The organism is Sediminihabitans luteus, assembly GCF_002797595.1.
GTDB lineage: Bacteria > Actinomycetota > Actinomycetes > Actinomycetales > Cellulomonadaceae > Paraoerskovia > Paraoerskovia lutea.
Genome location: NZ_PGFE01000001.1, coordinates 788,043 through 806,355, shown reverse-complemented (window position 1 = coordinate 806,355; position 18,313 = coordinate 788,043). Strand labels below are relative to the sequence as shown.

Sequence of the window (18,313 nt, the reverse complement as noted above, 5' to 3'; positions counted from 1 at the left end):
GGTCCAGCCACCAGGCGCGCACGTTCTCGAACTCGAAGCTGTCCGTGCCCGATGGTCGTGAATGCCGCGTCCCTCGCGGGCCGGTCCGATGGCGACGTGCTCAGCGAGCGGCGTGCCGCGAGCGACCGACGGCCCGACGCCGGACGAGCCGGTCACGTGCGCATCCTGCCCGAACCGCCCGTGCCTAGTCGAGCGGTCGCGGGCGGTCCGCCCCGGCGACGACCGAGGCGAGGATCGCCTCGATCGCGAACCGCGTGGTCCCGGCGAGGTCGACCGCGTCGGGGTCGAGCAGCCACTGGGTCTGCAGCCCGTCCATGACCGCGATGACGGCGCTCGCGGCGACGTCGAGCGCGGCGTCCGACTGCTCGGGGCGCGACGGGTCCTCGGGGGCGTCGGGTGCGCCGCGCAGCATCTCGCGCAGGCCGTCGACGAGGTCCTCACGCAGGCCCGCGAAGCGGTTCGTCGCCCAGGGTGCCGCGGGGTGGCCGTCGGTCACGGACTCGGCGGTGATCACGGTGTAGGCCTGCACGATCCCGCGGCGCGCGGCGTTGAGGCGTGCGGTGGTCACGAGGTGGCGGAACATGTCGACGCCGCCCGGCAGGTGCTGGCCCTCGAGGTGCTCGACGTCGACCTTGTCGCGGAACTCGAGCACCTCGATCAGGAGCTTGTCCTTGGACCCGAAGTGGTGCAGGACGCCCGCGTGCGTGATCCCGACCTGCTCGGCGACCTCGGTCAGCGAGCCGTTGTGGTAGCCCTTCGACCCGAAGGTGCGGATGGCGGCCTGCAGGATCTCCTCGCGTCGCTCGGCCGTGGCCTTGCGGGGCTTGCGTGCGCGCGCCGCGTTGCTGGTCCGGGCGCTCGCGGGACGCGCCCCGGGGGAGTCCGGGGTGCTGCCGTCGCCGGCCGTGCGGTCGTCGTCGACCGTCTCCATCGCGTCGCTCATGCCGCAACCATACTGTGACCTCCGACAACTTACTAACCCGTCAGTAAGTGTGCTTGGATGTGACGCGAGTCGCTTACTGACATGTCAGTAAGTGATTCGGAAACATCACCGCAACGATGACGACGACGTCGGACTGGAGCACCCGGGTGTCACTGGAGACCACCGATCGCACGGCCGGGCAGGACCCGCGGCCCGTGCCCGCGGCGACGCTCGACCGGCTCGTCGCCACGCTGACCCTCGAGGAGAAGGTCGCGCTCGTCGTCGGCGCCGGCATGTGGGCCACGACCGCGATCGACCGCATCGGCCTGCGCGCCGTCACGATGTCCGACGGCCCCGTGGGCGTGCGGCCCGTCACGCCCGAGCACGCCGACGGCGCGGTGCGCACGTCCGCGATGTTCCCCGCGCCGAGCGCGCTCGCCGCGACGTGGGACCTCGACCTCGCCCGCCGCGCGGGCGAGCTCTTCGCGGCCGAGGCGCGCCGGCACGACGTCGACGTCGTCCTCGCCCCGCAGGTCAACCTCCAGCGCACGCCCGTGGGCGGACGGCACTTCGAGTGCTACTCCGAGGACCCGCACCTGACCGCCGAGGTCGCCGTCGCGCTCGTCGCGGCCGCGCAGGACTGCGGGGTCGGCATGTCGGTCAAGCACTACGTCGCCAACGACTCCGAGACCGAGCGCACGCGCTACCTCGCGCAGGTCGACGAGCGCACGCTGCGCGAGGTCTACCTCGCGCCGTTCGAGCGGCTCGTGCACGACGCCCGCGCGTGGAGCGTCATGGGCGCCTACTCGGGCGTCGACGACGGCACCGCCGCGGCGCCCGCGCTCGAGCACCGACCCCTGCTGACCGGCGTCCTCAAGGACGAGTGGGGGTTCGACGGCGTCGTCGTCTCCGACTGGGTCGCGACCAAGACCGTCGGCCCGGCCGTGCGCGGCGGCCTCGACCTGCAGATGCCCGGGCCGGACGGTGCGTGGGGCGACGGTCTGCTCGCCGCGGTGCGCGCGGGCGACGTCGCCGAGCACGAGCTCGACGACAAGGTGCTGCGCCTGCTCCGGCTCGCGGTGCGGGTGGGAGCGCTCGCGCCCGACGACGCGGCGGCGTCCGACCCGGCCGCGGCCCGCCACCCCGGGACGTTCGGCGAGTTCGGGACGACGTCCGCGTCGTCCGCCTACCTGCGCGAGCTCACCGCACGCGCCATGGTCGTCCTCAAGGACGACGCCGGACTCCTCCCGCTCGACGTCGCGGGAGGCGCAGGAGGGACGGGTCGGCCCACGGTCTCGCTGCTCGGGCCGGGCGCGGTCGACCTGTTCCTCCAGGGCGGCGGCTCGTCGTTCGTGGTGCCCGACCACGTGAGCGACCCCGTCGCCGAGCTGCGTGCGGCACTGCCCGGGGTCGACGTGACGGTTCACGCCGGCGCCCGCCCGCGGCACAACCCGCCCGCGCTCGACGTCGCCGCGACGTGCCGCGACCCCCGCACCGGGGGAGCGGGCGTGCGCGTCGAGCTGCTCGACGCCGCGGGCGAGGTGCTCGCGACGCGTGCCGAGCAGCCCTGGGACGGCTGGGGCAAGGACCTGCGCCCCGACGCCGCGACCCTGCGCCTGAGCGCCGAGCTGCACCTGACGACCCCCGGCACGCACGCGCTCGGGGTCGGGACGATCGGCGTGCACGAGGTGCGCCTCGACGACGAGCTCCTCACCCGCGGCGACCAGCATGTGGGCGTCGAGATCGTGCTCGGCTCGGGGCACAACCACCCGGTCGCCGTGGTGCGCGAGGTCGAGGTCCCCGCGGGCGGTCGCGTCGTGCGGCTCCACGCCGACCTGCAGGTCGTGCACCCCGTGGGCTACGACTCGTTCGTGCGGGCCGAGCTCGTGCACGGCCACCCCGGGCCGAGCGCCGAGGAGGAGATCGCCGAGGCCGTCGCCGCCGCGGCCGCCGCCGACGTCGCCATCGTCGTGGTCGGCACGACCGAGGAGGTCGAGTCCGAGGGCTACGACCGCCCCTCGCTCGCGCTCCCCGGCAACCAGGACGAGCTCGTCGCCCGGGTGCTCGCCGCGAACCCGCGCACCGTCGTCGTCGTCAACGCGGGAGCCCCCGTGCTCCTGCCGTGGCTCGACCGGGCGCCGACCGTGCTGTGGGCGTGGCTCCCCGGGCAGGAGGGCGGCGCCGCGCTCGCCGACGTGCTCACGGGCGTGACCGAACCCTCGGGACGTCTGCCCTGGACGCTGCCCGCGCGCGCCGAGGACGTCCCCGTGCCGCACGCGATCCCCGTCGACGGGGTCGTCGCGTACACCGAGGGCATCCACGTGGGGTACCGCGGCTGGGAGCTCGCGGGCACGACGCCCGCGGCGCCGTTCGGCCACGGGCTCGGCTGGACGACGTGGACGTACGACGACGTGGCCGTGCAGGACGACGGCGTGCAGGACGACGGCCCGGCGGAGCACCCGGGCGAGCAGCCGAGCACGCACCCGACCGCGCGCGGCGGGGACGTGGTCGTCTCCGTCGTCCTGCGCAACGACGGCGCGCGCCGCGGGCGCGAGGTCGTCCAGGTGTACGTCGAGCCCGCCGACGGGCCCGAGCCCGGGGCCACCGACCCGCACGGCAACCCCGCCCGGCCGGTGCGCTGGCTCGGCGGCTTCGCCACGGTCGACGCCGACGCCGGCGAGACCGTGACCGCGCACGTGCGCGTGCCCCGGCGCGCGTTCGAGACCTGGGACGCCGAGCACCACCGGTGGACCACACCCCCCGGCGACCACGCGCTGCGCGTGGGCCGCTCCGTCCGCGACCTGCGGCTGCGCGCCGTCGTGCCGCACGCCTGACCCGACCCGAACCGACCCGACGAACGCCCCACCGAACGACCGACACGACCCCAGAGAACGAACGACCCGAGATCCATCACCGATGAGACCCCTCATCCCGTGCAAGGAGGCACCCGTGAAGATCCGCACGCTCAGCGCCGTCGCCGTCGGCGCGCTGTCCCTGGCCCTCGTGGCCAGCGGCTGCTCCGGCAGCAGCGACGACCCGAAGACGACGACCACGTCGGCGTCAGGCACGTCGCAGGGCACCCAGGCCCTGACGATCGGCATGCCGAACGGGCCGCAGACGAACAACTCGAACCCGTTCCTCAACACGTCGGCCGCGCGGTCGCTCGGCTACGCGTTCGCGATCTACGAGCCGCTCGCGCAGGTCAACGACACGCGCCCCTCGCAGGACCCGATCCCGTGGCTCGCCAAGGCGTTCGAGTGGAACGAGGACTACACGCAGCTCACCCTCACCGCGCGCGACGGCGTGACGTGGTCGGACGGCGAGGACTTCACGGCCGAGGACATCGCGTTCTCGCTCCAGATGCGCAAGGACAACGACGCGCTCAACACCGAGGGCCTGCCCTACGGCGACATCACGACCGACGGCGACACCGTGACCGTGACGTTCACGTCCGGGCAGTTCGTCAACCAGATCAAGGTCCTGCAGATGTTCGTCGTGCCCAAGCACATCTGGGAGGGCATCGCCGACCCGTCGAAGGACACCAACCAGGAGCCCGTCGGCACGGGCCCGTACACGCTCACGAGCTGGACCAACCAGGCCGTGACGCTCGACGCGAACCCCGACTACTGGGGCGGCGAGCTCGCCGCGCCGCAGCTGCAGTACACGTCGTACAGCGGCAACGACACGCTCACCCCGGCGCTCGCGACCGGCCAGGCGCAGTGGGGCTGGACGTTCATCGCGGACTACGAGAACACGTTCATCGCGAAGGACCCCGAGAACAACCTCGCGTACTTCCCGGCCGGCCTCGGCATCGACATGCTCGTGCTCAACACGACCAAGGCGCCGTTCGACGACGTCGCGGTCCGGCAGGCCGCGAACATGGTCGTCGACCGGGAGAAGGCCTCGAAGATCGCCGAGTCGGGGATCTTCCCGGAGCTCACGAGCATCACCGCGATCCCGACGCCCGCGGGCGACGACTTCATCGCCGACGAGTACAAGGACCAGAGCTACGAGGTCGACGTCGAGGGCGCCAAGAAGGTCCTGACCGACGCGGGCTACACGTACGACGGCGACAAGCTCATCGGCAAGGACGGCCAGCAGGTCTCCGTCACGCTGCAGGACCCGTCGGGCTGGAACGACTACATCACGTCGCTGCAGCTGATCTCCGACTCGCTGCAGTCGATCGGGTTCGCCGTCAAGGTCGAGACGCCCAACGCCGACGCCTGGACCGCCAACCTCAACAGCGGCAACTTCGACGCCGCGCTGCACTGGACCAACGGCGGCGTGACGCCCTACGAGATGTACGCGAACATGTTCGACCCCGCGTACTACGCCCCCGTGGGCGAGAACGCGTCGTGGAACTACGGCCGCTACCAGGACGACGACGCCGCGGCGCAGTTCGTCGCCTACACCGACGCGACCGACGACGCCGGGCGCAAGGCCGCGCTCGACGCGCTGCAGAAGATCTACGTCGAGGACGTCCCCGTGCTCGGCATCGACGCCCGCCCCGCGGGCGCCGAGTTCTCGCAGAAGTTCTACACCGGCTGGCCGTCGGACGACGACGACTACGCGAACCCGCAGCCGACGACGCCGGGCGTCTCGCTCATCCTCACGAAGCTCCAGCCCGCCTCGTGACCTTCCCCGGCCGGCCGGTCCTCGCGACCGGCCGGCCGGGCCCCGCCCCCCGGACCCGCACTTCCCCCCAGGTGACCATGAGTGAAGCAACGACGGTGCGCAGCGGTCCAGCCGCCCCGCCCCCGACGTCCGACGCCCCCGTGCTCGAGGCCGTCTCCCTGACCAAGCACTTCCCGGTGCGCGGCCTGCGCTCGCGCGGCGCCGCCGTGCACGCCGTCGACGCGGTCGACGTCGCGCTGCGGGCCGGGCAGGTCGTCGCGCTCGTCGGCGAGTCCGGCTCGGGCAAGTCGACCGTCGCGCGGCTCCTGGCCCGCCTGCACACCCAGACCAGCGGCGACGTGCTGCTGCACGGAGAGCAGGTCACGGCGCACCGCGGCCGCGCGTTCCGCGCCTACAGCCGCCGCGTGCAGATGATCTTCCAGGACCCGTTCGCGTCCCTGAACCCCGTGCACACCGTGCGCTACGTGCTCACGCGCTCGCTGCGGATCCACCAGCCGACGCTGCGCGGCGACGCCCTCGAGGCCGCGCTGCACGCGCTGCTCGAGCGCGTCCAGCTCGCGCCCGAGCGGTTCGTCGAGAAGTTCCCGCACGAGCTCTCGGGCGGTCAGCGCCAGCGCGTCGCCATCGCTCGGGCGCTCGCGGCCGACCCCGAGGTGCTGCTCGCCGACGAGCCGATCTCGATGCTCGACGTGTCGATCCGGGTCGGCGTGCTCAACCTGCTCCAGGACCTGCGCGACCGACTCGGCATCGCGGTCCTCTACATCACGCACGACATCGCCTCGGCCCGCTACTTCGCCGACCGCACCCAGGTCATGTACGCCGGACGCACGGTCGAGGCGGGCGACAGCGAGTCCGTGACGCAGACGCCCGCGCACCCGTACACGCAGCTCCTCGTGCGCTCCGCGCCCGACCCCGAGAACCTCGCCTCGACGAGCCGGGTCACGGCCGGCGGCGAGCCGCCGAACATGGTGACGCCGCCCGCCGGGTGCCGGTTCAACCCGCGGTGCCCGTTCGCGACCGACCTGTGCCGCACCCAGACCCCGCCGCTGCTGACGATCGCCCCGGGGCGCCAGGCCGCCTGCTGGGGCTACGCGGCGCGCGTGCCCGGAGCGCTCGACGGCGTGCCCGCCGACGCGCCCCTGCCCGACCTCGGCGCCGACGCCGTGCCGGTCGAACCCGCCAGCCCGAAGGACGTGACCCGATGAAGTTCCTCGGACGCCGTCTCGCGTTCTACCTGCTCACGGCCTGGGCCGCCGTGACGATCAACTTCTTCATCCCGCGCGTCATGAAGGGCGACCCCGTCCAGTCGCTCATCAACCGCTACCAGGGCCAGATCTCGACCGAGGCCGAGCACTCGCTGTACGTGCTGTTCGGGCTCGACACGCAGGAGAGCCTCTGGCAGCAGTACGTCGACTACTGGGGAGAGATCCTGCACGGGAACTTCGGGATCTCGTTCACGAGCTTCCCGACGCCCGTGACCGAGGTCATCGGCGACTCGCTGCCGTGGACCCTCGGGCTCGTGGGCGTCGCGACCGTGATCGCGGTGGTCGGCGGCTCGCTCGTCGGGATCCTCATCGGCTGGCGGCGTGGCACCTGGATGGACGCGATCCTGCCCGTGACGACGTTCTTCTCGTCCGTGCCGTACTTCTGGCTCGGGCTCATCGCGATCTCGGTGTTCGCGATCTGGTGGCCCGTGCTCCCGCTCGGCGGCGCGTACGACGGCGGGCTGATCCCGGGGTGGAGCTGGGAGTTCGTCTCGTCGGTGCTCGAGCACGCCATCCTGCCCGGCCTGACGATCGTGCTCGCCTCGATCTCGGGTTGGATCCTCGGGATGCGCAACATGATGGTCACCGTCACGTCCGAGGACTACGTGACCGTCGCGCACGCCAAGGGCCTGAGCGAGCGGCGCGTCATGTTCGGCTACGCCGCGCGCAACGCGATCCTGCCGCAGGTCTCGGGCTTCGCGCTCTCGCTCGGGTTCGTCGTCTCCGGCACGCTCGTCATGGAGATGGTCTTCTCCTACCCGGGCATCGGCCTGCAGCTGTTCAACGCGATCGGCGGCAAGGACTACCCCCTCATGCAGGGCATCTTCCTGATCATCACGCTCGCGGTGCTCGTCGCGAACGTCCTCGCGGACGTCGCCTACGTGCTCCTCGACCCCCGCACCCGTCAGGAGGCCTGACATGTCCAGCATGCCCGTCGGCGTCGTCGACGCCGAGTCCGAGATCCTCGCCCCGGTCGAGCCCACGAGGACGCCGGGGGCCCGGGCCAAGCGGTCGCGCGTCGCCTTCCTGTCGAGCGGCAAGGCCACCGCGGGCCTCGTGATCCTCGTGCTGTTCGCGGTCTTCGCGATCATCGGCCCCTGGGTCGCCCCGTACGACCCGAACGAGGTCACGGTCGACCTGCTGCTCCCACCCTCGGGCGCGCACTGGCTCGGCACCGACCACCTCGGCCGCGACGTGCTCTCGCAGCTGCTCGTCGGGACCCGGTCCGTGCTGCTCGTGGGCGTCCTGGCCGGCGTCTTCGCGACGCTGCTCGCGATCCTCGTCGGGGTCTCGGCCGGGTTCCTCGGCGGGGTCGGCGACGAGATCCTCTCGGCGCTGTCCAACGTGTTCCTCGTGATCCCCGCGCTGCCGCTCATCATCATCGTCGCGAGCCAGGCGCCCGACGCAGGCAACCTGCTGGTCGCAATCGTGCTGGCGGCCACGGGTTGGGCCTGGGGGGCGCGCGTGCTGCGCGCGCAGACCCTCTCGCTGCGCAAGCGCGACTTCATCGAGGCCGCGCGCGCCAACGGCGAGTCGACGGCGCGGATCGTCTGGTTCGAGACGCTGCCGAACCTCACCGCGATCATCGCGTCGAGCTTCGTCAGCACGGTGACGTTCGCGGTGCTCTCACAGACGACGCTCGCGTTCATCGGCGTCACGTCGAGCTCCGACTGGTCGTGGGGCACGGTGCTCTACTGGGCGCAGGCCAACCAGGCGCTCTCGCGCGGCGCGTGGTGGTGGTTCATCCCCGCGGGGCTGCTCATCGCGACGCTCGGCATGGCGCTCACGCTCGTGAACTTCGGCATCGACGAGTTCGTCAACCCGCGGCTGCGTGCCGCAGGTCTCTCGGGCCGCGGTCTGCGCAAGCAGAAGATCACCCCGCGCATCGGCTTCACGGCCGTGCGCCTCGACCCGGTCGGCGCGCGTGCCCCGGGCGCGCCCACCGCCCAGGGCAGCACCGCCAGCAGCAAGCCCCCAGGCACGGGCAGCACCCCCACCCACCAGGGCAGCAACCCCACCGACACGGAGGCCGCACGATGACCCCGACCGCGCCCACCGGCGTCCGACACCCCGCGTCGTCGGGGTCGCAGAACCCGCCCGTGCTCGAGATCCGCGGGCTCGAGGTCTCCTACGGCTACTCGGACTCCGCGGTCCGGGCCCTGCGCGGCGTCGACCTGACCCTCCACCAGGGCGAGGTGCTCGGCCTCGCGGGCGAGTCCGGCTGCGGCAAGTCGACCCTCGTGTACGCCGCGACTCGGCTGCTGCCCCCGCCCGGGATCATCACGGGCGGCGAGGTGATCCTGCACGGCGACGAGGGTCCGGTCGACGTGCTGCGCATGAGCGACGCCGAGCTGCGCGCGACCCGCTGGCAGGACACCGCGATCGTGTTCCAGGGCGCGATGAACTCGCTCAACCCGGTCCACCGGATCGGGCGGCAGATCACCGACGCGATCAAGGCCCACCGGCCCGGCTGGTCGCGGGCGCGCCGCGACGAGCGGGCCCGCGAGCTGCTCGAGATGGTCGGCATCGCGGCGGGTCGCATCACGGCGTACCCGCACGAGCTCTCGGGCGGCATGCGCCAGCGCGTCATGATCGCGATGGCGCTCGCGCTCGAGCCCAAGGTGCTCATCATGGACGAGCCGACCACGGCCCTCGACGTCGTCATGCAGCGGCAGATCGTCGAGCAGATCGTCGACCTGCGCGACCGGCTGGGTTTCTCGGTCGTGTTCATCACGCACGACGTGTCACTGCTCGTCGAGATCGCCGACCGCATCGCGATCATGTACGCGGGCGAGATCGTCGAGCAGGCCACCGCCGACGAGGTCTACCGGCACCCGCGTCACCCGTACTCGCACGGGCTGCTCACCTCGTTCCCGCCCCTGCACGGGCCGCGGCGCGAGCTCCAGGGCATCCCCGGGGCGCCGCCCGACCTCCAGTCGCTGCCGAGCGGCTGCCCGTTCCGGGTGCGCTGCCCGCACGCGATGCCGTCGTGCGCCCGGGTGCATCCCGAGCTCGGGCCGACCGCGCTGGGCGAGGAGCAGCGCAGCGTCGCGTGCCTGCTGCACGACCCGCAGGTCCGCACGGCCGAGGGGGTCGAGCTGCCCGCGTCGCTCGCGGTGTGACCCGGGCCGCCGTCCCGCGCACAGTTCTCCACACGGTGCACGCACGGCCCCCGCGACCGTGGCATACCGTGTGGCCATGACCGACGCCCCGGCCGTGCCCGTCGCGACCGCCCGCCTGCCCGAAGCCCCCGTCGGCCCCCGGGTCGTGGCGGGCGTGACGGGTGTCGTGGCGAGCGTGCTCGTGTGGGTCGTGTGGAGGTTCTTCGTCGGCACGTACGCGGGGCAGCGGCTCGACAAGGCCGCGTTCGACGGCGCCGAGTTCGGCCAGAACGCGCTGTGGCGTCTCGCGGAGCCCGTGCTCGACGTGGTCTCGGTCGCGTTCGTCGTGCTCGGCATCGGTGCGGCCATGGCGATCGCGCTGATCCGCCGCCGGTGGGCGCTCGCCGTGCAGGTCGCGGTGCTCGTCGCCGGGGCGAACGTGACGACGCAGGTGCTCAAGAACGTCGTGCTCGGCCGGGAGAACCTCGTCGGCGGCTACGACTACGCCAACACGCTGCCGAGCGGCCACACGACCGTCGCGGCGTCGGTCGCGGCCGCGCTGCTGCTCGCGATGCCGCGCCGCAGCCGGCCGCTCGTCGCGCTGCTCGGCGGCACGTACGCCGCGCTCACGGGCGTCTCGACGCTCGTCGGGCAGTGGCACCGACCGTCGGACGTCGTCGCCGCGCTCCTCGTCGTCCTGGCCTGGGGAGGGTTCGTGCTCGCCGCGACGCCGCGCTCGGGCCTGGACCGTGACCCGGTCGGTGGCGGACGCCGCGGGGCGGGCCGGGTCGACGGCACGTCCTGGGCGGTCGCGTCGTTGCTCGCGCTGGGCGGAGCGGTCGCGCTCGCGCTCGCCGGCTGGTCGGCCTACCAGGTGTACGAGGCGGCGGACTGGGCGCGGCCGACCGTGACCGCGTACGCGGGCGGGGCCTTCGGGGTGATCGGCGTCGCGGCCCTCACCTCGGCGGTGCTGCTCGTGCTGCGCCAGGCGACCGCGCACCCGTGGAGAACTCCGGCAGGGGCCGCGGGGGCGCAGTAGTGTGCGGCGTGCGTGCTCGCCCGTCGAGTGGCGTACCGTCGAAGACCGTCGCACGCACGTGCCGGCGCAGGTCGTGAAGGAAGCAGGTTCGGATGCCCCAGGGACGCAAGCTCGTGATCGTCGAGTCCCCGACCAAGGCTCGCAAGATCCAGGGCTATCTCGGTGACGACTACGTGGTCGAGGCGAGCGTCGGGCACATCCGCGACCTCCCGCAGCCGTCCGACATGCCGGCCGACATGAAGAAGGGCCCCTACGGCAAGTTCGCCGTGGACGTCGACAACGGCTTCGACCCCTACTACGAGGTCTACGGCGACAAGAAGAAGAAGGTCACCGAGCTCAAGCGGTACCTTAAGGACGCCGACGAGCTCTACCTCGCGACCGACGAGGACCGCGAGGGCGAGGCCATCGCGTGGCACCTCATCGAGGCGCTCAAGCCCAAGGTGCCGGTCAAGCGCATGGTCTTCCACGAGATCACGCGCGACGCGATCACCCGGGCGCTCGAGAACACGCGCGAGCTCGACACCGACCTCGTCGACGCGCAGGAGACCCGCCGTATCCTCGACCGCCTGTACGGGTACGAGGTCTCGCCGGTGCTGTGGCGCAAGGTGCGCCAGGGGCTGTCCGCGGGCCGCGTGCAGTCCGTCGCGACGCGCCTCGTGGTCGAGCGCGAGCGCGAGCGCATGGCGTTCGTCCCGGCCGAGTACTGGGACGTCACGGGCACGTTCGGGCTCGCGGACCGCGCGCACGAGGACGCCGACAAGTCGTTCGGGGCGCGCCTGGTCGAGCTCGACGGCCGCCGCGTCGCCGCGGGCCGTGACTTCGACGACACGGGTGAGCTCAAGGCGTCGGCGAAGAACGTGCGGCACCTCGACGAGGCGACCGCCTCGGCGGTCGTGCGCGGGCTCGACGGGGTCGGCTTCACCGTGGCCAGCCTCGAGACCAAGCCGTACACGCGCCGTCCGGCAGCACCGTTCACCACCTCGACGCTGCAGCAGGAGGCGAGCCGCAAGCTGCGGATGTCGTCGCGCTCGGCCATGCGCACCGCGCAGGCGCTGTACGAGAACGGCTACATCACCTACATGCGTACCGACTCGCCGGCGCTGTCGAGCGAGGCGACGGACGCCGCCCGGCGCCAGGCCGCCGAGCTCTACGGCGCGGAGTTCGTGCCCGGCTCGCCGCGCACGTACGCGAACAAGTCGAAGGGCGCGCAGGAGGCCCACGAGGCGATCCGTCCCGCGGGCGACACGTTCCGCACGCCCGCGCAGGTCGCCAAGGAGATCTCGGGCGACCAGTTCCGGCTGTACGAGCTCATCTGGAAGCGCACGGTCGCCTCGCAGATGGCCGACGCCAAGGGCTCGACGGCGTCGGTGCGTCTCGTCGCTCCCGCCGGCGACCTCGGGGACGCGGTCTTCGCGGCGTCCGGCACGGTCATCACGTTCCGCGGGTTCCTCGCGGCCTACGAGGAGTCGTCGGACGTCGACCGGTACGCCGAGGACGAGCCCGCCAAGGCTGCCGAGAAGGACGCGCGGCTGCCGCAGATGTCCCAGGGCGACGCCCTGACCGGCACGGACCTGAGCGCCGACGGGCACTCGACGTCGGCCCCGCCGCGGTACACCGAGGCGAGCATCGTCAAGGCGCTCGAGGAGCTCGGGATCGGCCGTCCGTCGACGTACGCGTCGACCATCTCGACCATCCAGGACCGCGGCTACGTGCTCACGCGCGGGCAAGCGCTCGTGCCGAGCTGGGTCGCGTTCGCCGTGGTGCGGCTGCTCGAGGAGCACTTCGGGCGACTCATCGACTACGACTTCACGGCCGCCATGGAGGCCGACCTCGACGAGATCGCGGCCGGCACCAAGGACCGTGTCACCTGGCTCGAGGGCTTCTACCGCGGCGACCACAGCGGCACGGCCGCGACCGGCGGTCTGCGCGGGCTGCTCGAGGGGCTCGGCGACATCGACGCGCGCGAGATCAACTCGATCCCCGTGGGCGACGGCGTCCAGCTGCGCGTCGGCCGGTACGGGCCGTACGTCGAGGACCTCGCGGTCGAGGTCGAGGAGGGCAAGAACCCGCCGCGCGCCTCGGTGCCCGACGACGTCGCGCCGGACGAGCTCACGCCCGCCAAGGCGCGCGAGCTCATCGCGGCCGGTGCCGACGACGGCAAGGTGCTCGGCACCGACCCGGTCTCGGGCAACCAGATCATCGCCAAGGCCGGACGGTACGGGCCCTACGTGACCGAGGTGCTCGACCTGCCGCCCATCGACGAGACGCTCTCGGCCGCGGCTCAGAAGAAGGCCAAGGCCGCGCAGCCCAAGCCGCGCACCGGCTCGCTGCTGTCGACCATGACGCTCGAGACCGTGACGCTCGACGACGCGCTCAAGCTCCTGTCGCTGCCCCGGGTGGTCGGCACCGACCCCGAGTCGGGCGAGGAGATCACCGCGCAGAACGGCCGGTACGGGCCGTACCTGAAGAAGGGCACGGACTCGCGCACGCTCCCGAGCGAGGAGGCCATGTTCACGGTCACGCTCGACGAGGCGATCGAGCTCTACAAGCAGCCCAAGCGCGGGCGCGGTCGCACCGCCACGCCGCCGCTGCGCGAGCTCGGTCAGGACCCGGAGACCGACAAGCCAGTCGTGATCAAGGACGGCCGGTTCGGGGCCTACGTGACCGACGGCGAGACGAACCGGACCCTGCCCCGCGACGTCACGCCCGACTCGATCACGCCCGAGCGCGCGTACGAGCTGCTCGCCGAGAAGCGCGCGCAGGGGCCCAAGAAGAAGCCTGCGGCGAAGAAGGCCCCGGCCAGGAAGCCGGCCGCGAAGAAGCCTGCGGCGAAGGCAGCCGCCAAGAAGTAGCACGGCGCGACGACGCTGCTCGGCGCGACGACGCTGCACGACGTGCGGCACGGCGCGCCGAGCACGGGGTTGGGCACACCCACACGCCGTCCGGGTGTGCCCAACCCCGTGCTCGGCGGTGCCTGATCCCGTGGTCGGCCGGTGGGCGCGCAGGGCAGCGGCTAGCGTGGACACATGACCGCCGTCTCCGTGCTCGACGCCGCGCCCGACCCGATGTTCGCCCCCGCGATCCGCTGGGGGATCCTCGGCCCGGGAAGCATCGCGCGGTCGTTCGCCGAGGCCGTGCGCACCTCGACCCGGGGCCGCGTGACCGCCGTCGGCTCGCGCGACGTCGGCCGCGCGCAGGACCTCGCCGAGCGGCACACCGACGACGCCCGGGCGCACGGGTCCTACGAGGACCTCGTGGGTGACCCGGACGTCGACGTCGTGTACGTCGCGACGCCGCACAGCCACCACCGCGAGCACGCGCTGCTCGCGATCGCGGCCGGCAAGCACGTGCTCGTCGAGAAGGCCTTCACCCGCAACGCCGCCGAGGCCCGCGACGTGCTCGACGCCGCGCGCGCCGCCGGGGTGTTCGTCATGGAGGCGCTCAAGACCCGTCACCTGCCGCACGTCGCCGCGATCCGCACCATGATCGCGCGCGGCGAGATCGGCGACGTCGTGTCGGTCACGGGCAGCTACGAGGCGGCGTTCCCGCACGACCCGTCGTCGCGGATCTTCGACCCGGCGCTCGCGGGCGGGGCGCTGCTCGACATCGGGGTGTACCCGATCGGGTTCGCGATGGACCTGCTCGGGGTGCCGGACGACGTCCGCGCGACCGGGTTCCTCACCGCGACGGGGGTCGACGCGCAGGCGAACGTCGCGCTGCGGTACGGCACGCGGGCGGTCGCGTCGCTCACGACGTCGGTGCTCGCGCGCACACCCGTGTCGCTCACGATCGGCGGGACGGGCGGGTTCGTGCACCTGCCGTCGCACTTCTCGGCGCCCGCGGGGTTCGTGGTCGAGTGGGCGGACGGCGCGCGCAAGGAGTTCGACGGGTTCGTGCCCGACGGCAAGCAGTACGAGGCGGCCGAGGTCGCGCGCTGCGTCGCGGAGGGCCGCACCGAGTCGGACCGCATGACGTGGCAGGACACCCTCGACCTCATGGCGGTGCTCGACGCCGCGCGCGCCCAGCTGGGCGTCGTCTACCCGGGCGAGTAGCACCCGCGGCCGAACGCAACCTTGCGCACCACGCCGGGGCCGACCGTGGTGCGCAAGGTTGCGTTCGGCGGTGGGGGTTCTCGGGTGGGGGTTCTCGGCTAGCGTGGCCGCATGACCGACTCGCCCGCCGCCGCTCAGTCCACGACCGCTCAGTCCGCGACCGCTCAGCCGGCCGCTGACCTGCCAGCCGTTGACCTGCCAGCCGTCGACCAGTCCGCCGCCGTCCCGCCGCACGTGTCGGACGTCGTCCCTGACCCTGGGAGCGCTCCCGCGATTCGCTGGGGCATCCTCGGGGCCGGATGGATCGCCTCCACGTTCTCGCAGGCCGTGCGCGAGCACACCGCGAGCACGGTCGTCGCGGTCGGCTCGCGCGACGAGGCCAAGGCGCAGGCGTTCGCCGACGAGTTCGCCCCCGGGGCCACGGCGCACGGCTCGTACGAGCAGCTCGTCGCCGACCCTGATGTCGACGTCGTGTACGTCGCGACGCCCCACAGCCACCACCGCGAGCACGCGCTGCTCGCCATCGCGGCCGGCAAGCACCTCCTCGTCGAGAAGGCGTTCACGCGCAACGAGGCCGAGGCCCATGACGTGCTCGACGCCGCGCGCGAGGCCGGCGTGTTCGTCATGGAGGCCATGTGGACGAGGTTCCTGCCGCACGTGGCCGCGCTGCGCGCCGTCGTCGCGCGCGGCGAGATCGGCGACGTGATCGAGGTCAGCGCCGACCACGGCCAGCACTTCGACTTCGACCCGACGCACCGGTTGTACGACCCGGCGCTCGCGGGCGGGGCGCTGCTCGACCTCGGCGTCTACCCGGTGTCGTTCGCGCTCGACGTGCTCGGCGAACCCACCGCGATCACGGCGGTCGGGTCGCTCACGCCGACCGGCGTCGACGGGCAGATCAGCATGACGTTCACGCACGGGTCCCCGGGCGCGCGGGGCGAGGAGCAGCGCTCGACGCTCTCGACCACGCTGTGGGCGCAGACCCGCAACGGCGCCACGATCTCCGGCACGCGCGGGCGCATCGAGGTCGACCCGTGGTTCTACACGCCGACCGGCTTCCGGGTCGTGCGGTCGGACGGCTCGACGTGGACGTACGCGGGTGTGACCGGCGAGGGCAAGCAGTACCAGGCGGCCGAGGTCGCCCGGTGCGTCGCGGCGGGGCTGACGCAGAGCCCGCGCATGACGTGGGACGACACGCTCGCCGTCCTGCGCACGATGGACGAGGTCCGACGCCAGGTCGGGGTCGTGTACCCGGGGGAGTGAGGTCCGGCGGTCAGGGCTCGCGGCGCACGACGCGAGCGCGCCCATCCGGACCGACCTCGCGTACGTAGGCCGCACGGAGGGCCGCGTCGCGCGCGAGGTCGTCGGCGTCCACGCCTCGGCCGACGGCGTCGTGCCGGCGGATCTGCGCAGGGCCGAGGATCGGGTACAGGCGGTCCATGAGGCGCATGCCCCAGCCGGGGCGGTCAGGTCGTGCGGCATCGGTGCGCATGGGGTCCGTCCGGTGTTCGGTGGTCCTGCCGGTCGACCGGCCGCTGCGTGGGTAATCTTTGGTGCGCCAACTATTTGCGCACCAAAGATATCCAGGCATCGCTACGATGGCAACGTGACCACCGACCCCCTGGCGCTCGAGGCACAGGTTTGCTTCGCGCTCTCCGCCGCCTCGCGTGGCCTCGTGGCGCTCTACCGGCCGCTGCTCGACCCGCTCGGCCTCACGCACCCGCAGTACCTCGTGATGCTCGCGCTCTGGGACGGTGACGCCGCGGACGCGCCCGCGACCGTGACGCACCTCGCTGACCGGCTGCACCTCGACGCCGGCACCCTCTCGCCCCTGCTCAAGCGCCTCGAGTCCCACGGGCTGGTTCGGCGCGAGCGCGCCGTGGCCGACGCGCGCGTCGTGACCGTCGCGCTCACGGCCGAAGGGCGCGCGCTGCGCGAGCGCGCACGCGACGTGCCGCCCGCGATCGTGGCCGCGACCGGGTTGAGCCTCGACGAGCTCGAGCATGTGCACCGGGCCGCGTCGCTCGTGGTGGACGCCGCCCGGCGCGGCGGCGCGCTCGCCGGATAGCCCGCGGCGGCCGCCCTGTGGCGTCCGGCCACCAGCGGTCAGTCCGCGGCGACGACCCGCACGCCGTCGTCCGCGACCGTGAAGCGCACCGACGCGAGCGCGGGCACGACCGCGTCGGCGTCGAGCTCGTCCGCGCGGTGCGTGCCGAGCACTGCGAGCGTCGCGGCGCCCGCGGCACGGCCCGAGAGAAGGCCGGCCGGGGCGTCCTCGACCACGAGGCACCGTGCGGGGTCGACGCCGAGCAGCGAGGCCGCCCGGGCGAAGGGTTCGGGGTCGGGCTTGCCGCGGCTGACGTCGTCCGCGGTCACGAAGACCCGCGGCACGGGGACGCCCGCGGCGTCGACGCGGACCCGCATGAGCGCGTCGGTGCACGAGGTCACGATCGCGGTGCGCGCGTCGCCGAGGGCCGCGAAGGCCTCGTGCACGCCGTCGAGCAGGACGACCCCGTCGGCGTCCTCGAGCTCGAGCTGTTCGATGCGCCGGAACTCCGTCTCGACCCGGTCGGCCGGCAGCAGCCGGGCGATCGCGGTGCGCGCGGGCGTGCCGTGGGAGACCTGGAAGTTCTCGGGGTCGGGCAGGCCGACCTCGGCGGCCCAGCGGCGCCAGCTCCGGTCGACCGCCGGCACCGAGTCGATGAGCGTGCCGTCCATGTCGAACAGGACGGCGTCGAACGTGCGGCCGGCGAGCGGCCCGAGGTCGAGGGTCATGCCCCGAGGCTACGTGCTCAGGCGCGGCCACCGTCCGTGCGGGCGAAGCGCCGCCCGGTGACCCGCGTCGGCGTCACGCGCACCCACACGGGCTTCGGCGTCGCGGACCAGGACTCGAGCCCGAGCGTCTCCGCGCGCGCGACCTCCGCCTCGGGCAGCACGGACGCGACGCCCTTGACGACGACGCTCCACGCCTCGGCGTCGTCCCAGCCGTCCGACTCCAGCACGACGCGCGCGTGCACCGTCAGCTCGACGAGCTTGCTGCCGGGCGCGGTCGTGAACAGCACGTCGCGGCCGTCCACGACGTGGTTGACGGGGAACAGGTCGACCTCGCCCGCGACGCTCACGGCGAGGCGGACGACGGGCTGCGACGCGAGCAGACGCAGGCACTCGGCCTCGTCGAGCTCGAACGGCTCGGTCTCTCGAGCGGTCATGGCGGTCCCTCTCCTCGGGGTCCGGTACGGCGCCGGGCCGTACCTCCAGCGTCCCACCGTGCGCGCCCGCCGTGCGCGGACCGGGCGGTG

Annotated in this window: 15 protein-coding genes; 11 read left to right on the top strand and 4 right to left on the bottom strand. The window is 73.0% G+C overall.

Annotated elements, in window-relative coordinates:
- Window positions 1–184: 184 nt before the first annotated feature.
- A complete protein-coding gene (locus CLV28_RS03725) occupies window positions 185–943 on the bottom strand; it encodes a TetR/AcrR family transcriptional regulator (RefSeq protein WP_239073123.1) in 759 nt (252 codons plus the stop codon).
- 146 nt (window positions 944–1,089) lie between these two features.
- Between CLV28_RS03725 and CLV28_RS03720 the strand changes: the two genes are divergently transcribed.
- The 10 genes from CLV28_RS03720 to CLV28_RS03675 all read left to right on the top strand — a co-directional run bounded on the left by CLV28_RS03720 (window position 1,090) and on the right by CLV28_RS03675 (window position 16,277).
- Window positions 1,090–3,756: a beta-d-glucosidase gene (locus tag CLV28_RS03720; protein ID WP_239073122.1), complete on the top strand. Its 2,667-nt coding sequence runs from the start codon at window positions 1,090–1,092 to the stop codon at window positions 3,754–3,756.
- A 115-nt stretch (window positions 3,757–3,871) separates the two neighbouring features.
- Complete coding sequence (locus CLV28_RS03715; RefSeq protein WP_100422383.1) at window positions 3,872–5,557, top strand: ABC transporter substrate-binding protein; 1,686 nt, start codon at window positions 3,872–3,874, stop codon at window positions 5,555–5,557.
- Between the two features lie 77 nt (window positions 5,558–5,634).
- Entirely contained in the window at window positions 5,635–6,762 is a 1,128-nt protein-coding gene (locus tag CLV28_RS03710; RefSeq protein ID WP_100421893.1) for an ABC transporter ATP-binding protein, read from the top strand.
- Window positions 6,759–7,739: an ABC transporter permease gene (locus CLV28_RS03705; RefSeq protein ID WP_100421892.1), complete on the top strand. Its 981-nt coding sequence runs from the start codon at window positions 6,759–6,761 to the stop codon at window positions 7,737–7,739. The genes CLV28_RS03710 and CLV28_RS03705 overlap by 4 nt, the downstream gene beginning before the upstream one ends.
- A 1-nt stretch (window position 7,740) precedes the next feature.
- Window positions 7,741–8,862 carry an ABC transporter permease gene (locus CLV28_RS03700; protein ID WP_239073121.1) on the top strand — a complete coding sequence of 374 codons (1,122 nt, stop codon included), beginning with the start codon at window positions 7,741–7,743 and terminating at the stop codon, window positions 8,860–8,862.
- A complete protein-coding gene (locus CLV28_RS03695; RefSeq protein WP_100421891.1) occupies window positions 8,859–9,944 on the top strand; it encodes an ABC transporter ATP-binding protein in 1,086 nt (361 codons plus the stop codon). Before CLV28_RS03700 ends, CLV28_RS03695 begins: the two co-directional genes overlap by 4 nt.
- A gap of 76 nt (window positions 9,945–10,020) precedes the next feature.
- Window positions 10,021–10,962 carry a phosphatase PAP2 family protein gene (locus tag CLV28_RS03690; protein WP_100421890.1) on the top strand — a complete coding sequence of 314 codons (942 nt, stop codon included), beginning with the start codon at window positions 10,021–10,023 and terminating at the stop codon, window positions 10,960–10,962.
- A gap of 92 nt (window positions 10,963–11,054) precedes the next feature.
- Window positions 11,055–13,814, top strand: coding sequence for a type I DNA topoisomerase (gene topA, locus CLV28_RS03685; protein WP_100421889.1), 2,760 nt, complete (start codon window positions 11,055–11,057; stop codon window positions 13,812–13,814).
- Window positions 13,815–13,988: 174 nt separating this feature from the next.
- Complete coding sequence (locus tag CLV28_RS03680; protein ID WP_100421888.1) at window positions 13,989–15,014, top strand: Gfo/Idh/MocA family protein; 1,026 nt, start codon at window positions 13,989–13,991, stop codon at window positions 15,012–15,014.
- Between the two features lie 111 nt (window positions 15,015–15,125).
- A complete protein-coding gene (locus tag CLV28_RS03675) occupies window positions 15,126–16,277 on the top strand; it encodes a Gfo/Idh/MocA family protein (protein ID WP_100421887.1) in 1,152 nt (383 codons plus the stop codon).
- Between the two features lie 10 nt (window positions 16,278–16,287).
- Here the strand turns inward: CLV28_RS03675 and CLV28_RS15385 are convergent, their stop codons facing one another.
- A complete protein-coding gene (locus CLV28_RS15385; RefSeq protein ID WP_157802476.1) occupies window positions 16,288–16,506 on the bottom strand; it encodes a hypothetical protein in 219 nt (72 codons plus the stop codon).
- A 114-nt stretch (window positions 16,507–16,620) separates the two neighbouring features.
- Between CLV28_RS15385 and CLV28_RS03670 the strand changes: the two genes are divergently transcribed.
- A complete protein-coding gene (locus CLV28_RS03670) occupies window positions 16,621–17,082 on the top strand; it encodes a MarR family winged helix-turn-helix transcriptional regulator (RefSeq protein WP_100421886.1) in 462 nt (153 codons plus the stop codon).
- Between the two features lie 38 nt (window positions 17,083–17,120).
- Here the strand turns inward: CLV28_RS03670 and CLV28_RS03665 are convergent, their stop codons facing one another.
- Window positions 17,121–17,789: an HAD-IA family hydrolase gene (locus CLV28_RS03665; RefSeq protein ID WP_100421885.1), complete on the bottom strand. Its 669-nt coding sequence runs from the start codon at window positions 17,787–17,789 to the stop codon at window positions 17,121–17,123.
- 17 nt (window positions 17,790–17,806) lie between these two features.
- Window positions 17,807–18,223: a pyridoxamine 5'-phosphate oxidase family protein gene (locus CLV28_RS03660; protein WP_100421884.1), complete on the bottom strand. Its 417-nt coding sequence runs from the start codon at window positions 18,221–18,223 to the stop codon at window positions 17,807–17,809.
- Window positions 18,224–18,313 lie beyond the last annotated feature (90 nt).

Coding starts and splice junctions, on each gene's coding strand:
- CLV28_RS03675 (WP_100421887.1), top strand. CDS start 15,126: ATGACCGACTCGCCCGCCGCCGCTCAGTCCACGACCGCTCAGTCCGCG.
- CLV28_RS03690 (WP_100421890.1), top strand. CDS start 10,021: ATGACCGACGCCCCGGCCGTGCCCGTCGCGACCGCCCGCCTGCCCGAA.
- CLV28_RS03665 (WP_100421885.1), bottom strand. CDS start 17,789: ATGACCCTCGACCTCGGGCCGCTCGCCGGCCGCACGTTCGACGCCGTC.
- CLV28_RS03710 (WP_100421893.1), top strand. CDS start 5,635: ATGAGTGAAGCAACGACGGTGCGCAGCGGTCCAGCCGCCCCGCCCCCG.
- CLV28_RS15385 (WP_157802476.1), bottom strand. CDS start 16,506: ATGCGCACCGATGCCGCACGACCTGACCGCCCCGGCTGGGGCATGCGC.
- CLV28_RS03660 (WP_100421884.1), bottom strand. CDS start 18,223: ATGACCGCTCGAGAGACCGAGCCGTTCGAGCTCGACGAGGCCGAGTGC.
- topA (WP_100421889.1), top strand. CDS start 11,055: ATGCCCCAGGGACGCAAGCTCGTGATCGTCGAGTCCCCGACCAAGGCT.
- CLV28_RS03695 (WP_100421891.1), top strand. CDS start 8,859: ATGACCCCGACCGCGCCCACCGGCGTCCGACACCCCGCGTCGTCGGGG.
- CLV28_RS03725 (WP_239073123.1), bottom strand. CDS start 943: ATGAGCGACGCGATGGAGACGGTCGACGACGACCGCACGGCCGGCGAC.
- CLV28_RS03680 (WP_100421888.1), top strand. CDS start 13,989: ATGACCGCCGTCTCCGTGCTCGACGCCGCGCCCGACCCGATGTTCGCC.
- CLV28_RS03705 (WP_100421892.1), top strand. CDS start 6,759: ATGAAGTTCCTCGGACGCCGTCTCGCGTTCTACCTGCTCACGGCCTGG.
- CLV28_RS03700 (WP_239073121.1), top strand. CDS start 7,741: ATGTCCAGCATGCCCGTCGGCGTCGTCGACGCCGAGTCCGAGATCCTC.